The sequence below is a fragment of the Spirosoma endophyticum genome (assembly GCF_900112365.1).
Lineage (GTDB): Bacteria > Bacteroidota > Bacteroidia > Cytophagales > Spirosomataceae > Spirosoma > Spirosoma endophyticum.
The window spans coordinates 205,024-223,672 of the sequence record NZ_FOLQ01000001.1 but is presented as its reverse complement, the minus strand read 5'-3'; the positions used below and the strand labels follow the sequence as shown (position 1 = coordinate 223,672).

At 45.9% G+C, this 18,649-nt stretch carries 15 protein-coding genes; 7 read left to right on the top strand and 8 right to left on the bottom strand.

What is annotated here, in order from left to right:
- The first annotated feature begins 255 nt into the window (after window positions 1-255).
- Window positions 256-1,008 (top strand): hypothetical protein, encoded by a 753-nt coding sequence (locus BM202_RS37035; protein WP_093822586.1) that lies wholly within the window; start codon window positions 256-258, stop codon window positions 1,006-1,008.
- Window positions 1,009-1,104: 96 nt separating this feature from the next.
- Here BM202_RS37035 and BM202_RS00870 read toward each other — a convergent pair whose 3' ends face one another.
- Entirely contained in the window at window positions 1,105-1,353 is a 249-nt protein-coding gene (locus BM202_RS00870) for a hypothetical protein (protein ID WP_093822585.1), read from the bottom strand.
- A gap of 40 nt (window positions 1,354-1,393) precedes the next feature.
- Here BM202_RS00870 and BM202_RS00865 point away from each other — a divergent pair, with 40 nt between their 5' ends.
- Window positions 1,394-2,458 carry a tetratricopeptide repeat protein gene (locus BM202_RS00865; RefSeq protein ID WP_093822584.1) on the top strand — a complete coding sequence of 355 codons (1,065 nt, stop codon included), beginning with the start codon at window positions 1,394-1,396 and terminating at the stop codon, window positions 2,456-2,458.
- A 4-nt stretch (window positions 2,459-2,462) separates the two neighbouring features.
- Here the strand turns inward: BM202_RS00865 and BM202_RS00860 are convergent, their stop codons facing one another.
- From BM202_RS00860 to menD, 4 genes are all read right to left on the bottom strand, one after another.
- A complete protein-coding gene (locus BM202_RS00860) occupies window positions 2,463-3,239 on the bottom strand; it encodes a hypothetical protein (RefSeq protein WP_143100612.1) in 777 nt (258 codons plus the stop codon).
- Between the two features lie 84 nt (window positions 3,240-3,323).
- Complete coding sequence (locus tag BM202_RS00855) at window positions 3,324-3,845, bottom strand: DinB family protein (RefSeq protein ID WP_093822582.1); 522 nt, start codon at window positions 3,843-3,845, stop codon at window positions 3,324-3,326.
- A gap of 79 nt (window positions 3,846-3,924) precedes the next feature.
- Window positions 3,925-5,082: an acyltransferase family protein gene (locus BM202_RS00850; protein WP_177236478.1), complete on the bottom strand. Its 1,158-nt coding sequence runs from the start codon at window positions 5,080-5,082 to the stop codon at window positions 3,925-3,927.
- 228 nt (window positions 5,083-5,310) lie between these two features.
- Window positions 5,311-7,041 carry a 2-succinyl-5-enolpyruvyl-6-hydroxy-3-cyclohexene-1-carboxylic-acid synthase gene (menD, locus tag BM202_RS00845; protein ID WP_093822580.1) on the bottom strand — a complete coding sequence of 577 codons (1,731 nt, stop codon included), beginning with the start codon at window positions 7,039-7,041 and terminating at the stop codon, window positions 5,311-5,313.
- Between the two features lie 206 nt (window positions 7,042-7,247).
- Between menD and BM202_RS00840 the strand changes: the two genes are divergently transcribed.
- Genes BM202_RS00840 through trmB form a run of 3 tightly spaced genes read left to right on the top strand, consistent with a single transcriptional unit; the run spans window position 7,248 to window position 10,145 of the window.
- Window positions 7,248-8,192: an energy transducer TonB gene (locus tag BM202_RS00840; protein WP_093822579.1), complete on the top strand. Its 945-nt coding sequence runs from the start codon at window positions 7,248-7,250 to the stop codon at window positions 8,190-8,192.
- A complete protein-coding gene (locus BM202_RS00835) occupies window positions 8,192-9,478 on the top strand; it encodes a bifunctional folylpolyglutamate synthase/dihydrofolate synthase (RefSeq protein ID WP_093822578.1) in 1,287 nt (428 codons plus the stop codon). The genes BM202_RS00840 and BM202_RS00835 overlap by 1 nt, the downstream gene beginning before the upstream one ends.
- Before the next feature lie 4 nt (window positions 9,479-9,482).
- A complete protein-coding gene (gene trmB, locus BM202_RS00830; RefSeq protein WP_093822577.1) occupies window positions 9,483-10,145 on the top strand; it encodes a tRNA (guanosine(46)-N7)-methyltransferase TrmB in 663 nt (220 codons plus the stop codon).
- Window positions 10,146-10,232: 87 nt separating this feature from the next.
- On the opposite strand, the gene gap is transcribed toward trmB, so the two are convergent.
- Window positions 10,233-11,228 carry a type I glyceraldehyde-3-phosphate dehydrogenase gene (gap, locus tag BM202_RS00825; protein ID WP_093822576.1) on the bottom strand — a complete coding sequence of 332 codons (996 nt, stop codon included), beginning with the start codon at window positions 11,226-11,228 and terminating at the stop codon, window positions 10,233-10,235.
- Window positions 11,229-12,402: 1,174 nt separating this feature from the next.
- On the opposite strand from gap, the gene BM202_RS00820 reads away from it, so the two are divergent.
- Both BM202_RS00820 and BM202_RS00815 read left to right on the top strand, forming a co-directional pair.
- Entirely contained in the window at window positions 12,403-13,218 is an 816-nt protein-coding gene (locus BM202_RS00820) for a 2,3,4,5-tetrahydropyridine-2,6-dicarboxylate N-succinyltransferase (protein ID WP_093822575.1), read from the top strand.
- A 170-nt stretch (window positions 13,219-13,388) separates the two neighbouring features.
- On the top strand, window positions 13,389-13,880 hold the full coding sequence (locus tag BM202_RS00815) for a helix-turn-helix transcriptional regulator (protein WP_093822574.1): 492 nt from the start codon (window positions 13,389-13,391) through the stop codon (window positions 13,878-13,880).
- 545 nt (window positions 13,881-14,425) lie between these two features.
- Here BM202_RS00815 and BM202_RS00810 read toward each other — a convergent pair.
- Complete coding sequence (locus tag BM202_RS00810; RefSeq protein WP_093822573.1) at window positions 14,426-15,883, bottom strand: tetratricopeptide repeat protein; 1,458 nt, start codon at window positions 15,881-15,883, stop codon at window positions 14,426-14,428.
- A gap of 155 nt (window positions 15,884-16,038) precedes the next feature.
- Window positions 16,039-18,552, bottom strand: a complete 2,514-nt coding sequence (gyrA, locus tag BM202_RS00805) for a DNA gyrase subunit A (protein ID WP_093822572.1) — start codon at window positions 18,550-18,552, stop codon at window positions 16,039-16,041.
- Window positions 18,553-18,649: the final 97 nt, after the last annotated feature.

Genomic DNA, 18,649 nt, shown 5'->3' with positions numbered 1-18,649 from the left:
AGCCAATAACGCTGTGCTGACCAATGATTGGTATTGTTTTATTATCCGATACGATAGATATAGTCTGTTATAGGCTTATTGATAGGGTTTAGTACTATTTTTAGTTTCAGGTGCGCTTACCTAGAATCAATTGTTGTATTTTTGAAAATGGGTAGAATACAAAAGATTGCTGTATATTGACGATTTTTGCAAGTCATCGATCCAGATTACTTGTCGGGCCTTTTCATTCTAAATTCATTTTTAACTTTTAAAACTATGAAAGTACGTTTTTCTCACTTTGTTACATTCGGAACCGGGCTGGTAGCCCTGTTGCTCATGCTTGTTATTTCCTGTAAAGGTCCCGAAGGACCTGCCGGACCAACGGGTGCGACTGGAGCAACAGGTGCGACTGGAGCAGCAGGTGCAACGGGCCCTGCCGGAGCCAGTGGTGTAGCGGGTGCCACCGGGCCAATGGGTAATGCCAATGTTGTTTACACGGATTGGAAGGCCGTTGATATAAGCGGTACTGTTTTCAAATACCCGAACCTTAGCCGGGTTCAACTGGTGCCGGCAAGTACGTCAAATACCTTGCTTACAAAAGACGCGATCGATAGGGGCGTCATTTATGTCTACTATAAGTTTGGACAACTTACGTTCGATCAGACGTCCGGTTATACGCTGGTAGAACGTATCAAGCAGGACACCGTAACAGCCGCCGTCAAAATTCCCGGTCGTACGACCAACAATATCAACGATTACACCAGGTACCAGATTGTTACGGATGTTCTGGGCCAAAATTACTTTTCGCCGAAGATCTTTATATTTTCAGGTATTCTGAACACCTCTTCGGGCACATATGATCCAATTCCGGAACTGTTGTTTCAGCCAGATCAGGTATATCGGACCATGCTGGCTACCTATCCGCAATATCGTATCGTCGTAGTGTACGGTAGTGTAAAAGGTCGTGTGGGGGCGGTTGATTTCAATGATTATGCCGCCGTTAAACAGGCCTTTAACCTGCCTGACTAATAAAATAGATGCCAAAAAAGATCGGTCGATGAGAGGAAGGCTCTTCTCATCGACCGATCTTTTTTGTTCCTTACTGAACGTAGTAGTAGGTATCAATCAGAATACATCGTGTCTGTTGCCCGCTTCCTGCCAATCGGTATCCATTTCTCCAAATCGTTTTGTGACCCGATCAAGAAACGGCTCGTCGAGCATCTGGTGCACAGCGGTGGGGTCAACCATATCCATTTCGTTGATCTTGTACGTTTGTTCATAGGGGCCTGCTTCGATTTTGACGATATATTTACCGTTCCAGGCGTAGAGTCCAATACGGAAGTGAGGGTGTGGTATATCCTGAACGAAACGCATGGTAACAATGATTAATGAGGAATGATTACTAGTTTTGACAATGGGGTATAGACTGACAAAGGTAGACAACTCTTTCTGCCACTCGTTCATTTGGGTATTCATCATTTATCATTCATCACTAATCAACCTTTCCTGCTCCAATACTACCGATGAAGCGGCTCAGTTTTTTCTGAAAGGTAATGTACAATTGCAGAAACGCGAGTATCGGGAAGCCATCCGGTATTATTCGGAAGCGCTGGCGAAAAAGCCTGACTTTGCGGATGCGTACAGTAATCGGGGGTTAGCAAAATTTCGAAACGACGATCGGGAAGGTGCCCTCGCCGATTATACCCGGGCTATCGACGCCGACCCTGATTTTGGCACGGCTTATTTTAACCGGGCAGAGGTTCGCCTGGAAACCGGTGACGTTTCGGGTAGTCTGGCCGATTTACAACGTATCGAAAAACAGTATACAGATTCTACCTTTTATCAAACCCGGCTGGGCGATACGTATGTACGGCTCAACAAACCGGCAGAGGCTCAGGCAGCCTACGACCGGGCCGTTCAGCTCCAGCCAGATAACGTAGAAGCCCTCACGAATCGGGGTGCCTTATTTTTCAGTCAAAAAGCTTATGAACAGGCTGATCAGGACATTCGGCGGGCGTTGCAACTAAATCCTAATCAGGATGCCGCGCTGAACAACCAGAGTTTATTACTGGCTCATGCCGGAAACTACGCTGAGGCTCTCACTTATGTAGAGCGGGCATTAGCCGTACGGTCGAATCAACCCTATTACCTGAACAATAAGGCGTTTCTACTCCTGAAACTGGATCGCCCAACCGAAGCGGTGCCCCTGGTGCAGGAATCCCTTCGGCTCGACGGTCAGAATGCCTGGGCGCATCAAACCCTGGGGCTCTATTTCCTGAGCGTTAAAGAACCGGACAAGGCACTCCCCGAATTCAGACGGGCGGAAAAGCTGGACGCAGCCGTCGACGAGTTGTATTATGCCATTGGCCTGGCCGAATGGGCAACCGGGAATAAAATGGCGGCCTGCGCGGCCTGGCAACGGGGCGAATCAGTCGGTGATCTGTCGGCCAAACGCGAGCGTGTGCTCCGTTGTCGGTAAATTTTTAATAAACGTAGCGAATAACACCGGATATCATTGAGCAGAGGAGGGGGTTATTTACTTTTGTCTCTTCACTGGTCAGACGCCCCTGCGCATCATACGTTTTCTCTACCAGCGAAATTTGTTCGGTCGAGTTAGGCAGGTATTCGCTGATTTGACGGCGATTGTCGGCAAACCGATGCTCAAAACGCCGGAACACTACGTCGTTGGCCCCATACCAGGTTTCACGAATGAGCGTGTTGTTTCGGTATTCGTTAACAACCCGACGATTCAGAGTATGCTGGGCATCGAACCATTTCTGCTCCGTTTTTTTACCGTCCTGAAATGTGTAGTCAACTGTACCTGTTAACACGCGCTGCTCCGGGCTGTGTTGGTTGAAATACATCTGTTCCTGGCTCAATACCCCGTTGGTATACACAAAGGTGGACTCGTTGTAGGGGACCCAGGTGGTTGTATTCCCGTATTTCCCATAAGTAACTTTGCTACTAAGCTGACCGTTCGGGCTATACAGGTAGTCGGTATACCCGAACCGTTCCATCTTGCCGGAAACCGCGCGACCAAATTGTTCCATACGGGCTACTTGCCCGGTGGAATTATACGTATAAACTTCTTCGCTGGATGGGTTTTCACAATTAATCGAACCGCAAATCAGCTTTTTGGTCATGGATGCTTCGTCTGTATACGTACTCAGTTGCGGGTCGATGCCGAAGGTCGATGCGTCATTGGGTTGGCAGGCCATCCCGCCTAAGGATACAAAAAGGAGAAGTAGATAGGTTTTCATCGTCAATAAGGGCGTAGTGTACCGTAGAGACCTTATTTTGTACGCTCCCGTTGGAAGGCTTCCTCCAATTTTATACCTTTTTTATCAGGAAGCTAAGGCCAGCCTGATGTGAGCCAGGTGATGTTGTACATGCCAGGCCGACATGGCCAGCGCCTGGGCCTGATCAACCCAGAACTGACGCACCGGATTGTAATAGCGAATGGCCAGCGTTGTGCTATCCAGTGATTTTGCCAGGCAAACGTATCGACGGTTGACTCCGTCAAACAAGAGAAGCGAATCCTCAATGGGGGCCGTGGTTGCATCAGCCGTAGTAGCCCAGGCATTCATATCAATCATCGTCGCTGTTTCATAGTCAGGTTCCGTGAGCGCTTTCTTCATGCGGAAATAGTGAAGTAGCTGTATGTCGGCAACATGATGCACCAGCTGCTGGATGGTCCAGCTACCTTCCCGATACGTTCTGGCTAAGTCATCGGGGGAGAGGTGTTCGACTAATTGCCGGTAATGAGATGGACTGGTTTCAAGCACCTCAATAGCGTATCGACGTTCGTCGGGGGTGTAAGTTGGCTGAAGAACCAGGGGGCCGATGGGAAACTTACGATCCTGCATAAGCGTACGATTGACTAATGGCTACAGTAAATGAGTCGTACTGGTTGGGAATATGGTTATTGACTATCTTCTGGAACATTTACGAAACCAGGCTTTTTTCCGAATGCTTGGTTTTCTTCGTAAGTTGGTTCAATTTGTTACGCATGGGTAATTCTATCAATTTATAGGTCAGCGTAGAAATCAATAGGACAATCGTAATATAGGCAAAACTGTACATCCATAAAACAGGCATACTCGCATTGAGGGTAATGGATGGAAAGCGCTTTATGTAGATCAACAGGAAATACATAATCGGCAGATGCATTAAATATAATGAATAAGAAATATCACCCAGAAATAAGAACGGTCTCAGATTCAGAAAGGCATTAGCCGCTCCCGTGTTATACGCACTCATCAACACAATAGCGGCAAAAAGAAGTACCGTGATCGTATCCGGTATATTGATGCTTAACGTAATGAAAACCAGCGCTACCATACCTGTCCATAAAAGACTGCTTTTCAAGGTGGCGAAAAGCCATTTTATTTTATACAGGTCATAGATAAGCATACCGAAAAGGAAACCGAAAAAACACCGGATAAATCCATAGTCGTACGTAACATCAATCGAGTTTACTTTGGTCAAGTCAGGATAAGGTGAGTTTACCGTAGACAACGGGTGTAAGTAGTAACTAATGAACAGATAACCAGCCATAATGAAAGATAAGATACCCCATCGTTTCCAGGGCGTTGTTCTTTGGAAGAGCAGTAGCAGCAGGGGAAAGAGCACATACATCCACCATTCTGTACTTATCGACCAGGAAGGAGCATTCCAGCTAAGAAATGGATGCACGCCCAACCCATGGATTAATAAAAGATTGGTGGGAATTGCGTTCAGGTTATAGAGCTGATGGTCGAATGTAGTTAACGTATTGCTTGCTTTATACCAGAAGTAGAAAGCAAGCATGCATAAAAACGAGAACAGGTGTAACGGGTAAATGCGGGCAAAGCGCGCCCACATAAAGCGTTTAAATAGGTGCAGGTTGCTATTCGCCGAAAACGAATGTCCATAGACATGCACCATGATAAATCCACTGAGCAGGAAGAAAAAATCAACCCACAGATACCCCTTTCGTATAAAAAAATGGCTACCTGCCGGGGCTAGTTTAAAGCAAATGGCATCAATGTGCAGAAAAATAACCAGCAGGGCCGCTATTCCCCGAAGCGAGGTAAGCGAGGAGAGATAAGTAGTTGGTTTCAAAAATAAAGCTTCACAGCGGCTGTTTACTCCTAACTTGGTTACAGCCGATCGTGTTATAGAATGATAAGGTTGAAAATTACTAACAAAAAAGTTTGGTAGTCATATTACAACAGGAATACTTCATATAAACTGAGTAACTGGGACGACCAGCCATTTTCTAATCGTATATCATCTTGAAAATGCTCACCCATTAACTATAACTACAGGTGTAGTTTAAAGACTAGTCGATTATTTTATAGTCGTCTTGTAAGCCAGAAATTGTTCCTGGTTAATAAACTTATCCGTTGAAATCTCCAGGAGTTTAGCATGTTGACCCGGTTGAAAAAAATCAGGTAGGAGGGAACCTAGTGTTTCGAGCGAATCGCACACCTGATACGTTAGGTGTGCATCTTCCGCCGTATTACGGGCGGTGTACCCGTGCGGTGTTTCGAAATAGGTTTCCAGTTCCGGCTGACGGCTGGGGCCGTCAATGATTCGGAAGATATGTCCCCCATCATTATTGAGTAAGACAATCCGCAGGTTGGGGGGTACCGGTGCCGACCAGAGTGCATTACGGTCGTAGAAAAAGGCGACATCTCCAATCAGGACGGTCACGATCTGATCCGTTGCCAGGGCGGCACCCGCTGCCGTACTCAAACAGCCGTCAATCCCGCTAACCCCCCGATTGGCCGAGACGCTGATTTGTTGCCTTTCATGAATCCCGCAGAGGTTAGCATAGCGTACGGGCATACTATTGGCCAGGTGGAGTATAGAGTTGTTGGGAAGTTGTTCCAGCACAACCTGAACGGCCGACCAGTCGGTGAGCGGGGTATCGGGTTGATTGAGCGTTTTGTCAATGTGTTGGGCAGCCTGTCGGTCAAGAGCGAGCCATTGATTCAGGTATTCGTGACTATCATCGTCATCGTCGCCCTGGAGAAACCGCTGGTAATCGACATCGGCAAATAGTTTTTCCAGGAACAGCAGCGGGTCGGAGGGTATCAGTGTAGTCAGGCTCTGGAACGAATCCGTGATCCGGTCAACCATGGGCTGTATGTGCCAGTGCTGATGAGCCGGGTATTTCCGGAAGAAGGTTTTTAGATTTCGCGTTAGAAACGAGTTGCCGATGGTTACGAGCAGATCGGGACGTAGCATGTTGCCTGTTTCATCATCTAACGGTGTTAGGAACGTATCAGTATGGGTAATAAACAACTCATTAACAGGGATATTACCGGTAATTTCGCCAACAACTGGAATACCTAGCTCTTCGCTTATTTTTCGGAGTATACGTAGCAGATTCGGGTCTCTTGGAAGTTGTCCCACGGCGATTAATATCCGTTCGCTACGTTCCCATACTGTAAGAAGCTGATGCCAGGTGTCGGGAGCCAGGGTTGGTATTCCTGTAAGCGTATCAATAGTGCGTACACGCTCGAACTGGAACGTTTCCCCGGCTGTTGGGTAAAAGGGTTCCCGTAGCGGGATGTTCACGTGCACCGGCCCTGCGGGATAAGACCGAGTTAAGGTAATCGCTTCGTTGATCGACCGCTCGATGAACCAGCTGGAGTCGGGGTGGGCATAATCGGCAGGCAGATCATAACTACGTTTTACCTGCGACCCGAATATCCCCGGTTGATCGATGGTTTGTCCATCCTGCTGGTAGAGCCATTCGTGAGGCCGGTCAGCGGTGAGGAGCAGGAGGGGTACCTGCTGGAAAAACGCTTCGGCTACCGAAGGAGCCAGATTATAGACTGCACTCCCTGATGTACAAATAACGGCCACCGGTTTCCGACTTTGTTGCGCTATTCCGAGGGCGATAAATCCGGCTGATCGTTCATCTGCCACCACCCGGATGCGTAGATGAGGATGTCGGGCAACGGCTAGTGTGAGTGGCGCCGATCGGGAACCGGGCGAAACCAAAACATCAATAATTCCTTTCTGGTAGAGTAATTCGGCGATGTTGACGATTGGTTGAAGAATAGGCATACTAAAATCTGGACATTCGGGCTGCAAATTGCAAACATAATTAGTAAAGATTACTAAAGCAGCCGGTTAGCGTGGGTATCTATCCGGTATTTTCTGTTACTTTGCTTACTCAGAAATTAATCTGCTCAGTGGTCAATATAACGAAGCGGACATTGCCAGCGTTATAAGACCATAACCGATCAAAAAGACTAAACCATACGTACTGTATGACCCGTATAACATTCGAGAATGAGGACGACATTCGGGTGAAATCCTTAGCCGGTGCGCTTATTATCAACGTACTTTTAATCGCGTTGTTATTACTTGTTCACCTTTCGCAAACCGTTCCTAACCCGCCCCCAATCCAATTCGTGGAAGTGAATTTCGGTACGACAAACCGGGGGAGTGGTCGAATCCAGACGCATAACAAGGCGTCGGATTCACCTGATCCGGAGGAAAAGAGACCCGCTGAGAAAACCCCGAATCCCAAGGTCAACACAACCCCACGGATTGAGAAAACCCACGTAACGCCCAGTCCGAAAGTTGAGGATGCGAAACCGGCTAAGACCGTTACGGAGAAACCGGTGATTGCCAGTAAAACCGAAAGTCCCGTTACCGTACCCGATCGGCCTGAACCTAAACGCGTTGAATCGCCCAAGGCAACGGCTCCGGTCGAGAAGGTGGCGCCCCTGGCTCCGCCCAAAAAAGTGGAAACGGTGAATAATGATGCACTTTTTAAAAAATCGTCGGGCGGGGGGGGCTCGAACGGCACCATAGGGAAAGCCTCCGGCACCGGGGGCAACAATAACGGCGACGATGCCAGTGGGGTAGGTGACAAGGGAAATCCCAACGGCAAAATTAATGCAAAGGAGTTTTACGGTACACCGGGCGGTGCCCCAACAGGAGTCGCCTTTGACGTATCGGGCTGGTCGATGGCCAGTAAGCCAAATGTCAATGATGACTCGGATGAAACGGGTAAAATTGTCTTTAAGATCACGGTAGATGGTGATGGCGAAATTACGTCCGTTCGGCAGTTGCAAAGTACAGTAAGTCCTTCTGTCGGGGAAGCGTACCGGAGAGCGGTTCAAAAACTCCGGCTTCGTCCCAAAGGAGGAGCTACTCCCCCTACATCGAGCGGCACCATTACGTTTATTATTAAGTCTAAAGATTAATGCAATACCCGGAAGCAATCGACTATCTATACAGTCGGCTCCCCGTTTTTCATCGGATTGGTTCCAAAGCGATTAAGCCGGGATTAGGGAATACGCTCGCCTTGTGTGAAGCGCTTGGCAACCCTCACCAGAAGTTCCGCAGTATTCACGTAGCGGGAACGAACGGGAAAGGGAGCACCTCACACATGCTGGCCGCCATTTATCAACTGGCGGGCTACCGGGTGGGTCTGTATACCTCCCCCCACCTGAAAGCGTTTACCGAGCGTATCCGGCTCAATGGCCAGCCGATTGGGGAGGACGTTGTTGCTGCGTTTGTAACAAAGCATCGGGCATTAATTGAAACCATTGAGCCATCCTTTTTCGAGGTAACCGTGGCTATGGCATTTGACTTCTTTGCGCAACAGGCCGTTGAGGTGGCTATTATCGAAGTGGGGTTAGGGGGGCGACTCGATTCGACGAATGTTATAACCCCTATGGCTTCGGTCATTACGAATATCAGCTACGATCATACGGACATTCTGGGTGATACGTTACCCCAGATTGCGGGTGAAAAAGCAGGTATCATCAAAGCAGGCACACCAGTGATAATAGGAGAGACCCAGCCTGAAACGGTTGACGTTTTCCGGGACGTAGCGGTATCGCTTCAAGCCCCCATTACATTCGCCGATCAACAGTATGCGGTTGAGGACAATGGTGTTGTCAATGGATTTCGACAAGCGACTGTGTCACATGGTGGGGTTTCTCCCCGGACAATTGAACTGGATCTGCTGGGTAGCTACCAACTCCGTAATCTGGCCACGTTGCTAACAACCGTCGAGGTGTTACAATTGCAATTGCCGGTATCAGCCGGTGACGTAGAAAAGGCATTAGCCGCTGTTACGTCGTTGACCGGTTTGAAGGGCCGTTTCCAGACGATTCAAAACTCTCCGCGTGTTATCGCCGACACAGCGCATAATCAGGCGGGTTTAGTCGCGTTGTTCGAAACGGTCCAAACACTACCGTATGAGGTCCTGCGCATTATCATTGGTATGGTAGCCGATAAGGAACGTGCTAACGTGCTGGCGACCCTGCCACCAACGGCGGTGTATTACTTTTGTCAGGCTAACACACCCCGTTCGCTGGCGGCTACTGATTTGCAGGTTGAAGCCGCTGAGGTGGGTCTGCTGGGTGACATATTTGCCGACGTTAACACGGCCCTTGCTGTAGCGCTACAGCAAGCCTCTCCCAACGATTTAATTCTTATAACGGGCAGTAACTACACCATTGCCGAACTAATCGATTTATAATACCTTGACGCGTCGTAAAAACCAGTTCTTTCTGCAAAATGCCGAAAGTAATAATGTTATTGAAATAGGTAAACCACTTTATAAAACCATCCGTGGTCGCTGGCGCGATGATTATTTCAGGAACGAAAATCCCATTGTCCTGGAACTGGCGTGCGGTAAAGGCGAGTATACTGTCGGCCTGGCACAGGCTTTTCCTGAGACTAATTTTATTGGCGTAGACATTAAGGGTGATCGCATTGCCCGAGGCTCACAGGCCGCCCAGACATTGGGGCTGACCAACGTAGCGTTTCTACGTACAGACATAAATTTCCTGGCTGAATTTTTTCTGGAGGGGGAGGTAAATGAAATATGGATTACATTTCCTGATCCACAGCCCCGCCCTAAGCAGGAGAAACATCGATTGACTCATCCACGTTTTCTTGAGCTTTATAAAAAGCTACTCGTGTCGGATGGGATGTTGCATTTAAAAACAGATAATCCTGAGCTATTCGCGTATAGTTTGGGCACCGTTAGTCAATTGGGATTTGTAAATTTACAATATACAACTAACTTATATGAGTCTTCATTGAATAATTTACATTTAGGAATTAAAACTAGATACGAACAATTGTTCTTTGCTAGAGGATTTACAATCAACTATTTACAATGTAAAACGGGTGCAGTTTAACAAACTACACCCGGTTACTATATAAATGTAAACCTACAATTGTACACAACTGTAAATTTACATATCTGTTCTTATTGAGTTGTTCACTTAACTAAATAGCTTTACAATTAAATCAGCTACGCGGCTAGAGTACCCGTACTCATTATCATACCAGCCAACAACTTTTACGAGCGTACCGTTGGCAGATGTCAATTTAGAATCGAAAATGCAGGAGTGAGAGTTGCCCACGATATCGATAGATACAATCTCATCGGTGCAATACTCCAGATACCCTTTGAGCGACGTTTCAGAGGCTTCCTTGAGGGCATTGTTGATTTCTTCAACCGTAGCTTCTTTTTTCAGAATGACTGTCAAGTCAGTTAATGAGCCATCCGGCGTTGGCACACGTAATGCATAGCCGTCCAGTTTTCCTTTTAACTGGGGTAATACTAATCCTACAGCTTTCGCAGCGCCCGTTGATGTTGGTACAATTGATAAAGCAGCAGCCCGAGCCCGACGTAGATCGGAGTGAGGAGCGTCCTGTAGATTTTGATCGGCGGTGTAGGCGTGGATTGTCGTCATGTAGCCCTTTTCAATACCGAATACATCGTCCAGAACTTTTGCCATTGGCGCCAGGCAGTTGGTGGTGCAGGAAGCATTCGATACGATCGTTTCGTTCCCGGTTAGTGTATCGTCGTTGACACCAAGAACAACTGTAGGAATGTTGCCTTTTGCTGGAGCTGAAATCACTACTTTTTTAGCACCGGCCTCCAGATGCTGGCCAGCACCTGCTTCATCAACAAAACGTCCCGTTGATTCTAATACTACATCAATATTTAATTCTTTCCAGGGTAGTTTTTTAGGATCACGTTCGGCATATGCATTGATACGTGTTCCATTTACGGTTAGGCTCTCGTTATCTGAAGCGACTTCGCCATTAAATTTCCCATGTACAGAATCATATTTCAGTAAATGAGCCAATGTTGCGTTGTCTGTAAGGTCGTTTATAGCTACGATCTCAATGTTTTCTTTTTCTAGTAACTTTCTGAATGATAATCGTCCAATGCGGCCGAATCCATTAATAGCAACACGTATTTTTTCCATGAACAGAGAAAATTGGTTTGTTTTCGTGACAAATATACGGATTAAATAAGGTACGTAATAAACCGAATAAGTAATAGTATTTAGCAAAATAGGAGAGGTGCTTTAGTAAAACGGTAAAATTTTGCGTAAATATTAGTAAAACATAGCCGAATTACTAAAAATACTAGCAATGTTAGTAATTTATACTAATATTGCTAGTATTTTCTATTTAGTATGCTAATTTGTTGTTATTTTACTAAATAGTGTTCTCATTGTTTTACTAATTAGGTAGGGGACTACTTACTACTATCCACTAATTAAGATATACTTTTATGTCTCTTTATCTAATTACGCTTTCATACCGATTCAAACTTATTAAGCGCAACTAATACTAAATTCTGAAGTCGATTCAATGGATCCTATAAGTAAGTTTGTCTACTTAGTCAGATAATGATTAATTCAAACATACCATGCCGTATTCTAAGAGACCGTAGCCATCATACGTATAATTAATCGTCAAATCGTTACTAGAGAACTATAAGTACGTCTTTGAGTGTGGAGAATGCTTGAACTGTAACCAGATCCAGATGAAGAGGTACTTTTAAATAGTATTACAATCGGATGCAGAAGTGTTCGTCGCCAATATATAAGCTGTACACTGCAAAGTGTACAGCTTATTAAGATTATGGCACGCCACCACCAGCGTAAAAAGAAATTATTAATGCTACGTTACTAGTACGCTCAAAACGCTCCCTGTAGAAGCTACTACTTTATAAAAGAATATTGAAATTAGCTTGTGCTCTTGTGACTCATCAATAGTCATCATAAGTGACCGTCACCAGCTCTGTTAGTAAAGTATGGATCTATTTTCAGAACCACCTAGATGCTTTCTGCACCGAATCCTTATTTCCATAAACTTTACCATTCGTTCAGTGTTAATCATGCCTGTTCGATGTATTGTTCACAAGTTCTGAAACCCGGTAGATCATAGGGCATTCGGCTAGATAAAAAGGGGCATTAAAAAAATATTTAAACCATATATTTCAACTATACACGTCTAATGATTACCTTTGAATCAGCTTAATAGAGTGAACCAATAGAATGTTTTATATACCAAAGAAAATTTTGCTGATATATATAATATACTGATTACCAGAAATTTATATTGATATATATAAACAATTACTTTATCTTAATGACCACCGAAATAGAGAACATCTGGGCTAATAGAGAACTGTTAGCGAATCCCGAATCAATTCAACTTATTCGAAACGTAATTGATCAATTAGATAGGGGAGTACTCCGGGTTGCAACTCCTCCAGCCGACGAATCCAGCAAGTGGACGGTTAATGAGTGGGTAAAAAAAGCTATCTTACTCTACTTTGTTAGCCAGCAAATGAAGGCCGAAGAAGTGGGTATTTTTACCTTCAATGACAAGATTCCCTTAAAAACAAATTTTGCCGAAGCGAAGGTTCGCGCTGTTCCGCCAGCAGTAGCCCGCTACGGTTCCTACCAGGCACCCGGCGTAATCCTTATGCCATCGTATGTAAACATTGGTGCGTATGTAGATGAGCGTACCATGGTTGATACTTGGGCAACGGTTGGCAGTTGCGCTCAAATCGGAAAAGACGTTCACCTAAGTGGCGGTGTAGGCATTGGCGGTGTACTAGAACCACCCCAGGCAGCTCCGGTTATTATTGAAGATGGTGCTTTTATTGGATCGCGCTGCATTGTAGTCGAAGGAGCTCATATTGGTAAAAGGGCTGTACTGGGAGCAGGGGTAACTATTACAGGCTCGTCCAAGATCATTGACGTAACTGGTGCTAAACCTATCGAGTATAAAGGATTTGTACCGGCTAATTCTGTGGTAATTCCTGGAAGTTATGCTAAACAATTTCCTGCTGGTGAATTTCACGTACCCTGTGCTATTATTATTGGCCAACGAAAATTGTCTACAGATCTAAAAACCTCGTTGAACGATGCGTTACGTGAAAATAACGTATCAGTGTAATATAGACTATAGGTTAACTTTCTAAACTTTACATAAATACATACATAGTTAAATTTTACAAAGGCGCACAAAAACATGGTGCGCCTTTTATATTTGTAAATTATATTACTTGTAAACTACATAAATAATTTACGTTTATATTTGTCATTCAACAGCTAAATATTACCACCATGGGCATTAATGATAAAATTAAGCAGATTCTAATTGATAAAAATTTGACGCCGTCTTACTTCGCTGATGAGATTGGTGTGCAACGATCTAGCATATCACACATTCTTTCTGGTCGTAATCGCCCTAGCTTCGATATTATTCAAAAAATAATTCGACGATTTCCTGAGTTGGGCTATGAGTGGATTATGGAAGAAGAAAATCAATTCACCACGTCTCCATCAGGGTACCCAACTCGTAGTGGCTTATCGGCCATGCGATCGACACCTGATCAATTTGGCGCTGGACCAGCACCGGTTTCCTACGCGCCACAACCTATTACTATTCGGAGTCAGCGCAATGAGATTCCACCAGCGGGTGTCTCAGCATCGGCATTCGTAGAACCTTCTGCACCAGTAATAGAACAGCCTGTATTGACTAATGAAAAAAAAGTAGAACGAATTTTAATTTTTTACACGGATGGATCATTCCGGGAATATACTCCAACAAACTAGTCGACCCTAAATGTCAATAATTATTCGAATTTAAACGGAGGCAATAGAGTCTACTATACACTAGTGATATTAGCCACTTAGGCATTTAGCTTTATTTTATGCGTATCTGATAGCGTGTTGACAACAACCCTAATAATAAGCATAATAATCCTGAACGTATTGCTCTGCAAAACTAATTGTAGCATATCTAAATGACATGTCTTAATGTAAGTTCGTTTGAAATCCGGCTTGCCTATCACACTTATTTTCTTACTTCACATTTAACCTTAGTTTACTAACTCGTGGCTTTTAAATTAATACGTTCGCTATCATTAGGTTATAAAACTTACTCCGCTACTGTTTTTAAAAAGCCCCTTTTAAGCTCACAGAGGCCATTTTATTAATAAAATACGTAACTCACTGTAAAGCAATGCTTTAGTGTTCCACGTGGATTCTACGTTAGTTATCCATAAAGTAACGTACCACTTTTGTTGTATAATTTATATTATGTTAAGTAAATTGGTTAATAAATAGGGCCAATACTTATAGTACCGGCCCTATTCCTCTTACTTACTTTCGATACATACGATCTTCTTCTCTTCGTACTGCTTCAAAATATTTTCTGTATTCGTTAAATTATCCGTCAGCTCAGGTTCGTCTTTAACCGTTTTGGCTTTCTGGAAGTAAGGTAACGCCTGCTTGAATTTTCCACACACTTTACCATCCGCTTCTTTACCGACTTTACTGTATTCAGCCATATCCATTTTATCAACAGCCTTCTTAAGTTCAACCGCTTCATTGAATGCAAAAATACCCATCGCATAATTGGCATCGTAATTGTTTGCATCCACTGCCAATGCCTTCTCCAGGTATTGCTTCTCCAGCGCTTTCGTTTCTGCTTTTTTCTGTTTCAGCTCTGCCAATCGTTTTTCCGAATCAGCTGCGGCACCCGCATTAGCTGCTGCGGCTTTTGCATCTGCTTCCAGCTTGGTCATTTCCGTTTTCTGCTCAGCTAATTTTTTCTGAACATCAGTTAGCTGGCGTTTCAGATCGGCATTCTTTGGCTGTTTTTTGATCAACCCACCCAGCCGGGTAATTTCGCTGTTGTAGGCATCGATAATGCTTTTGCTGTCTGTCAGTTGCTTGGCCGTGTTACCGCCCTTTTTCGTATCCCCTTCGAGTTTACGAATTTCTTCGTCTCCTTTGCTCGCAATGTTGTTATAGACAATCGACAGGTTTACTAGATTCTGCACATTGTTAGGATCTTTCTCTACCATCGCTTTCATACCCGTAATGGCCTCATCCATCCGGTTCGATGTCAGCATCAGATTGATTTTCTCATTAGCCAGATCTTTATTGCCCGGCGCTAAGGCGATACCCTTATCCAGTGCAGCTATAGCTTTATCAACTTCGTTATCACCCCGATAGAGCATCGCCAGCGAACCGTAGATAGCGGCATCTTTCCCACCCCCGGCTATGTACTTTTCTAACTGTGTCTTCGCTGTCGCATTGTCTTTAATTTGCTGCGCAGCGATGGCCGTGTAAAGGGGCGCTAACGTATCTTTAGGGTTAATTTCACCCGCAACCGTCATTGACTTCATAGCATCGGCGTAGTTTTTAGCCTGGAACTTGGCTACCCCCTGCTGCATGAAAGCACCATACATCGCCTGACCTTTCAATGCTTCTTCCGCTTCTTTGGCTAATTTACCAGGACCACCTTTTTTGTCCTTATCCAGCTCTATGACTTTTTTGAAGGCATCGTAAGCCGTTGTTGCAGCCGCCGAATCAATTCGAATATACTGGCCAGCAATGTTCTGATACGTCTTAGCCCGATCCATCCAGGTACTGGCCTTGGCAGAAGCTTTAGGATCTGCAATATCTTTATCGCTTTTTTCCTTTTCCTTCTTAAAGCTATCCATGGCTGCTTGATCTAACGCCGACGCGCCAGCGCCCGCAGCCGCTTGCTGTGCGTATGCACCTACCGATAGGCAACACGCTACGAGGATTACAAAAACTTGTTTCATGTTTTAAATGGGGTTGTGTTTTCTTTTCAGAAACGAAATTACGGAATCTGTCTGTATAAGCATGACTTGACCTAAATTGTTTGAGCCGCCCAGCTCGACGATTAAATCAACTGGACGGCTCAATGTACTGGACACTAGAGGCTGTTAATCAACGACTAGTCAACAATAGGTTCCGGTTCAGACGGCGTTACCTCCACGCCTTCTTCTTGTTTTATTTTTGTTACGGATGATATTTCATCCCCGTCGCGCAGACTAATCAAGCGTACGCCCTGGGTATTCCGGCCAATGACACTAATGCTGGCAACGGGTGTCCGGATCGCAATCCCCGATTTATTGATAATCATCAGATCATCATTATCTGCTACGTCCAGCACGGCCACCAGGCGACCGACCTTCTCCGTTATTTTCAACGTACCGACCCCTTTAGCACCCCGGTTTGTGATACGGTACCCGTCAATATCAGAACGTTTCCCGTATCCATTCTGGGAAACGACCAGCAATTGGGCATCGGTAGACGAGATGCAAACCATCCCCACTACGTGATCTGTCGTATCGTCATCATCGAGCGAGATACCCCGTACCCCAGCCGCGGTACGTCCCATCGGACGAACACGACTTTCGTGGAACCGGACAGCTTTACCCGCACTGGAGGCAATAACAATGTCGTTATCGCCATTGGTCATGCAAACGCCCAGGAGTTGATCATCCTCATCAATGGTAATGGCAATGATCCCATTCTGCCGCGGACGTGAATAGGCTTCCAGCATGGTTTTCTTGATCGTCCCCTTGCGTGTGCACATCACAATGTAGTTATTGTTGATGTAATCCTCGTTCTTGAGATCCGTTACGTTAATGACCGCCCGCACTTTATCATCGGATTCGATATTGATGAAATTCGCCAATGGCCGACCTTTCGATGTTCGTGTACCTTCGGGTAATTCATAAACGGGTAACCAGTACAGACGCCCTTTCTGCGTAAACGCCAGCAGGGTGTTGTGCATGGTGGCCGTGAACAGATGCTCTGTAAAGTCTTCTTCCTTGGTACCGGCCGCCTTCGCCCCTACTCCACCCCGGCTCTGCGACCGGTATTCGGTCGTTGGTGTCCGTTTGATATAGCCTTCATGCGAAATGGTAATCACCATGTCCTCATCGGCAATAAGCGACAGGTCACTGATGTTGCCATCCCCAAGCGGGTTAATCTCCGTACGGCGTTCATCCCCATAGCGGGCACGGATGTCAGCGAGTTCATCTTTTATAACCTGCCGCTTGCGTTCTTCACTGGCCAGAATTTCTTTGTAGTCGGCAATCTCACGCATCAGCTCGTCATACTCTGCCTGAAGTTTATCCCGCTCCAGACCAGTCAGACGCTGCAAACGCATTTCAAGAATCGCTTTGGCCTGTAGCTCGCTCAACGAGAACTGCTCCATCAACCCATTTTTGGCGATGTCAGCATCGCGCGACGAACGGATCAACGTAATGACCGCATCAATATGGTCGAGCGCAATCAGGAGACCTTCCAGAATATGCGCCCGCTTTTCAGCTTCCCGAAGTTCGTACTGTGTCCGGCGCGTTACTACTTCGAAGCGGTGTTCGACGTAATACTTCATCATATCTTTCAGATTCAACAACAACGGCCGCCCTTTCACAAGTGCTACGTTATTGATGCTGAAAGATGATTGCAGGGCTGTATGCTTATACAGGTTATTCAGTACGACGTTCGGAATGGCATCCCGGCGAAGATCATAAACCACCCGAAGGCCATCCCGGTCCGATTCATCCCGGAACGCCACAATGCCCTCGATCTTCTTATCATTGATGAGTTCGGCCGTTTTTTCCAGCATTTCTGCTTTATTGACCATATACGGTACGTCCGTTACGATGATCTGGGTTTTGCCCCGATTTTCTTCAATCGTCGCATGCGCCCGCATCACCACCCGTCCCCGACCGGTCTTAAAGGCCGACTTAACGCCCTCCATCCCGTAGATCGTAGCCCCCGTTGGGAAATCAGGCGCTTTGACGTACTGCATCAACTCCTCAACCGTAATATCGTTGTTGTCAAGATAAGCCGTGATGCCATCTACAACTTCGGTCAGGTTATGAGGTGCCATATTGGTAGCCATACCCACCGCAATACCCGACGATCCATTGAGCAACAGGTTCGGCAATTTGGCCGGCATAACCGTTGGCTCTTCGAGCGAATCATCGAAGTTGGGTTGAAAGTCTACCGTTTCCTTATAAATATCGGTGAGCAGTTCTTCCGCTATTCGCTTCAACCGGGCTTCGGTATACCGCATAGCGGCCGGAGAATCACCATCAATAGAGCCGAAGTTTCCCTGACCATCGACCAGTGGATACCGTAGCGACCAGTCCTGGGCCATACGAACCATGGTCGAGTAGACAGAGGCATCACCGTGTGGGTGATATTTACCCAACACCTCCCCAACGATACGGGCTGACTTCTTATGTGGTTTGTTGTAATTAACGCCCAGTTCAGCCATTCCGAACAACACCCGGCGGTGCACCGGCTTCAGGCCATCACGAACATCGGGCAACGCGCGGGAAATGATAACCGACATTGAGTAATCAATGTAGGCACCACGCATTTCGTCCTCAATGTTAATGGGAATGATGTTACTGGGGGATTCGAGGTCGGGGTTTTGTTCCGCCATGTGTTCAAGGAGTTTCTCAGAAAATTACTATTATGGCTCACACAATACGTGTAAACCACGCTATACACAAATATACAAAAATTTCAGGAGAAAACAG

Coding starts and splice junctions, on each gene's coding strand:
- BM202_RS37035 (WP_093822586.1), top strand. CDS start 256: ATGAAAGTACGTTTTTCTCACTTTGTTACATTCGGAACCGGGCTGGTA.
- BM202_RS00870 (WP_093822585.1), bottom strand. CDS start 1,353: ATGCGTTTCGTTCAGGATATACCACACCCTCACTTCCGTATTGGACTC.
- BM202_RS00865 (WP_093822584.1), top strand. CDS start 1,394: ATGGGGTATAGACTGACAAAGGTAGACAACTCTTTCTGCCACTCGTTC.
- BM202_RS00860 (WP_143100612.1), bottom strand. CDS start 3,239: ATGAAAACCTATCTACTTCTCCTTTTTGTATCCTTAGGCGGGATGGCC.
- BM202_RS00855 (WP_093822582.1), bottom strand. CDS start 3,845: ATGCAGGATCGTAAGTTTCCCATCGGCCCCCTGGTTCTTCAGCCAACT.
- menD (WP_093822580.1), bottom strand. CDS start 7,041: ATGCCTATTCTTCAACCAATCGTCAACATCGCCGAATTACTCTACCAG.
- BM202_RS00840 (WP_093822579.1), top strand. CDS start 7,248: ATGACCCGTATAACATTCGAGAATGAGGACGACATTCGGGTGAAATCC.
- BM202_RS00835 (WP_093822578.1), top strand. CDS start 8,192: ATGCAATACCCGGAAGCAATCGACTATCTATACAGTCGGCTCCCCGTT.
- gap (WP_093822576.1), bottom strand. CDS start 11,228: ATGGAAAAAATACGTGTTGCTATTAATGGATTCGGCCGCATTGGACGA.
- BM202_RS00820 (WP_093822575.1), top strand. CDS start 12,403: ATGACCACCGAAATAGAGAACATCTGGGCTAATAGAGAACTGTTAGCG.
- BM202_RS00815 (WP_093822574.1), top strand. CDS start 13,389: ATGGGCATTAATGATAAAATTAAGCAGATTCTAATTGATAAAAATTTG.
- BM202_RS00810 (WP_093822573.1), bottom strand. CDS start 15,883: ATGAAACAAGTTTTTGTAATCCTCGTAGCGTGTTGCCTATCGGTAGGT.
- gyrA (WP_093822572.1), bottom strand. CDS start 18,552: ATGGCGGAACAAAACCCCGACCTCGAATCCCCCAGTAACATCATTCCC.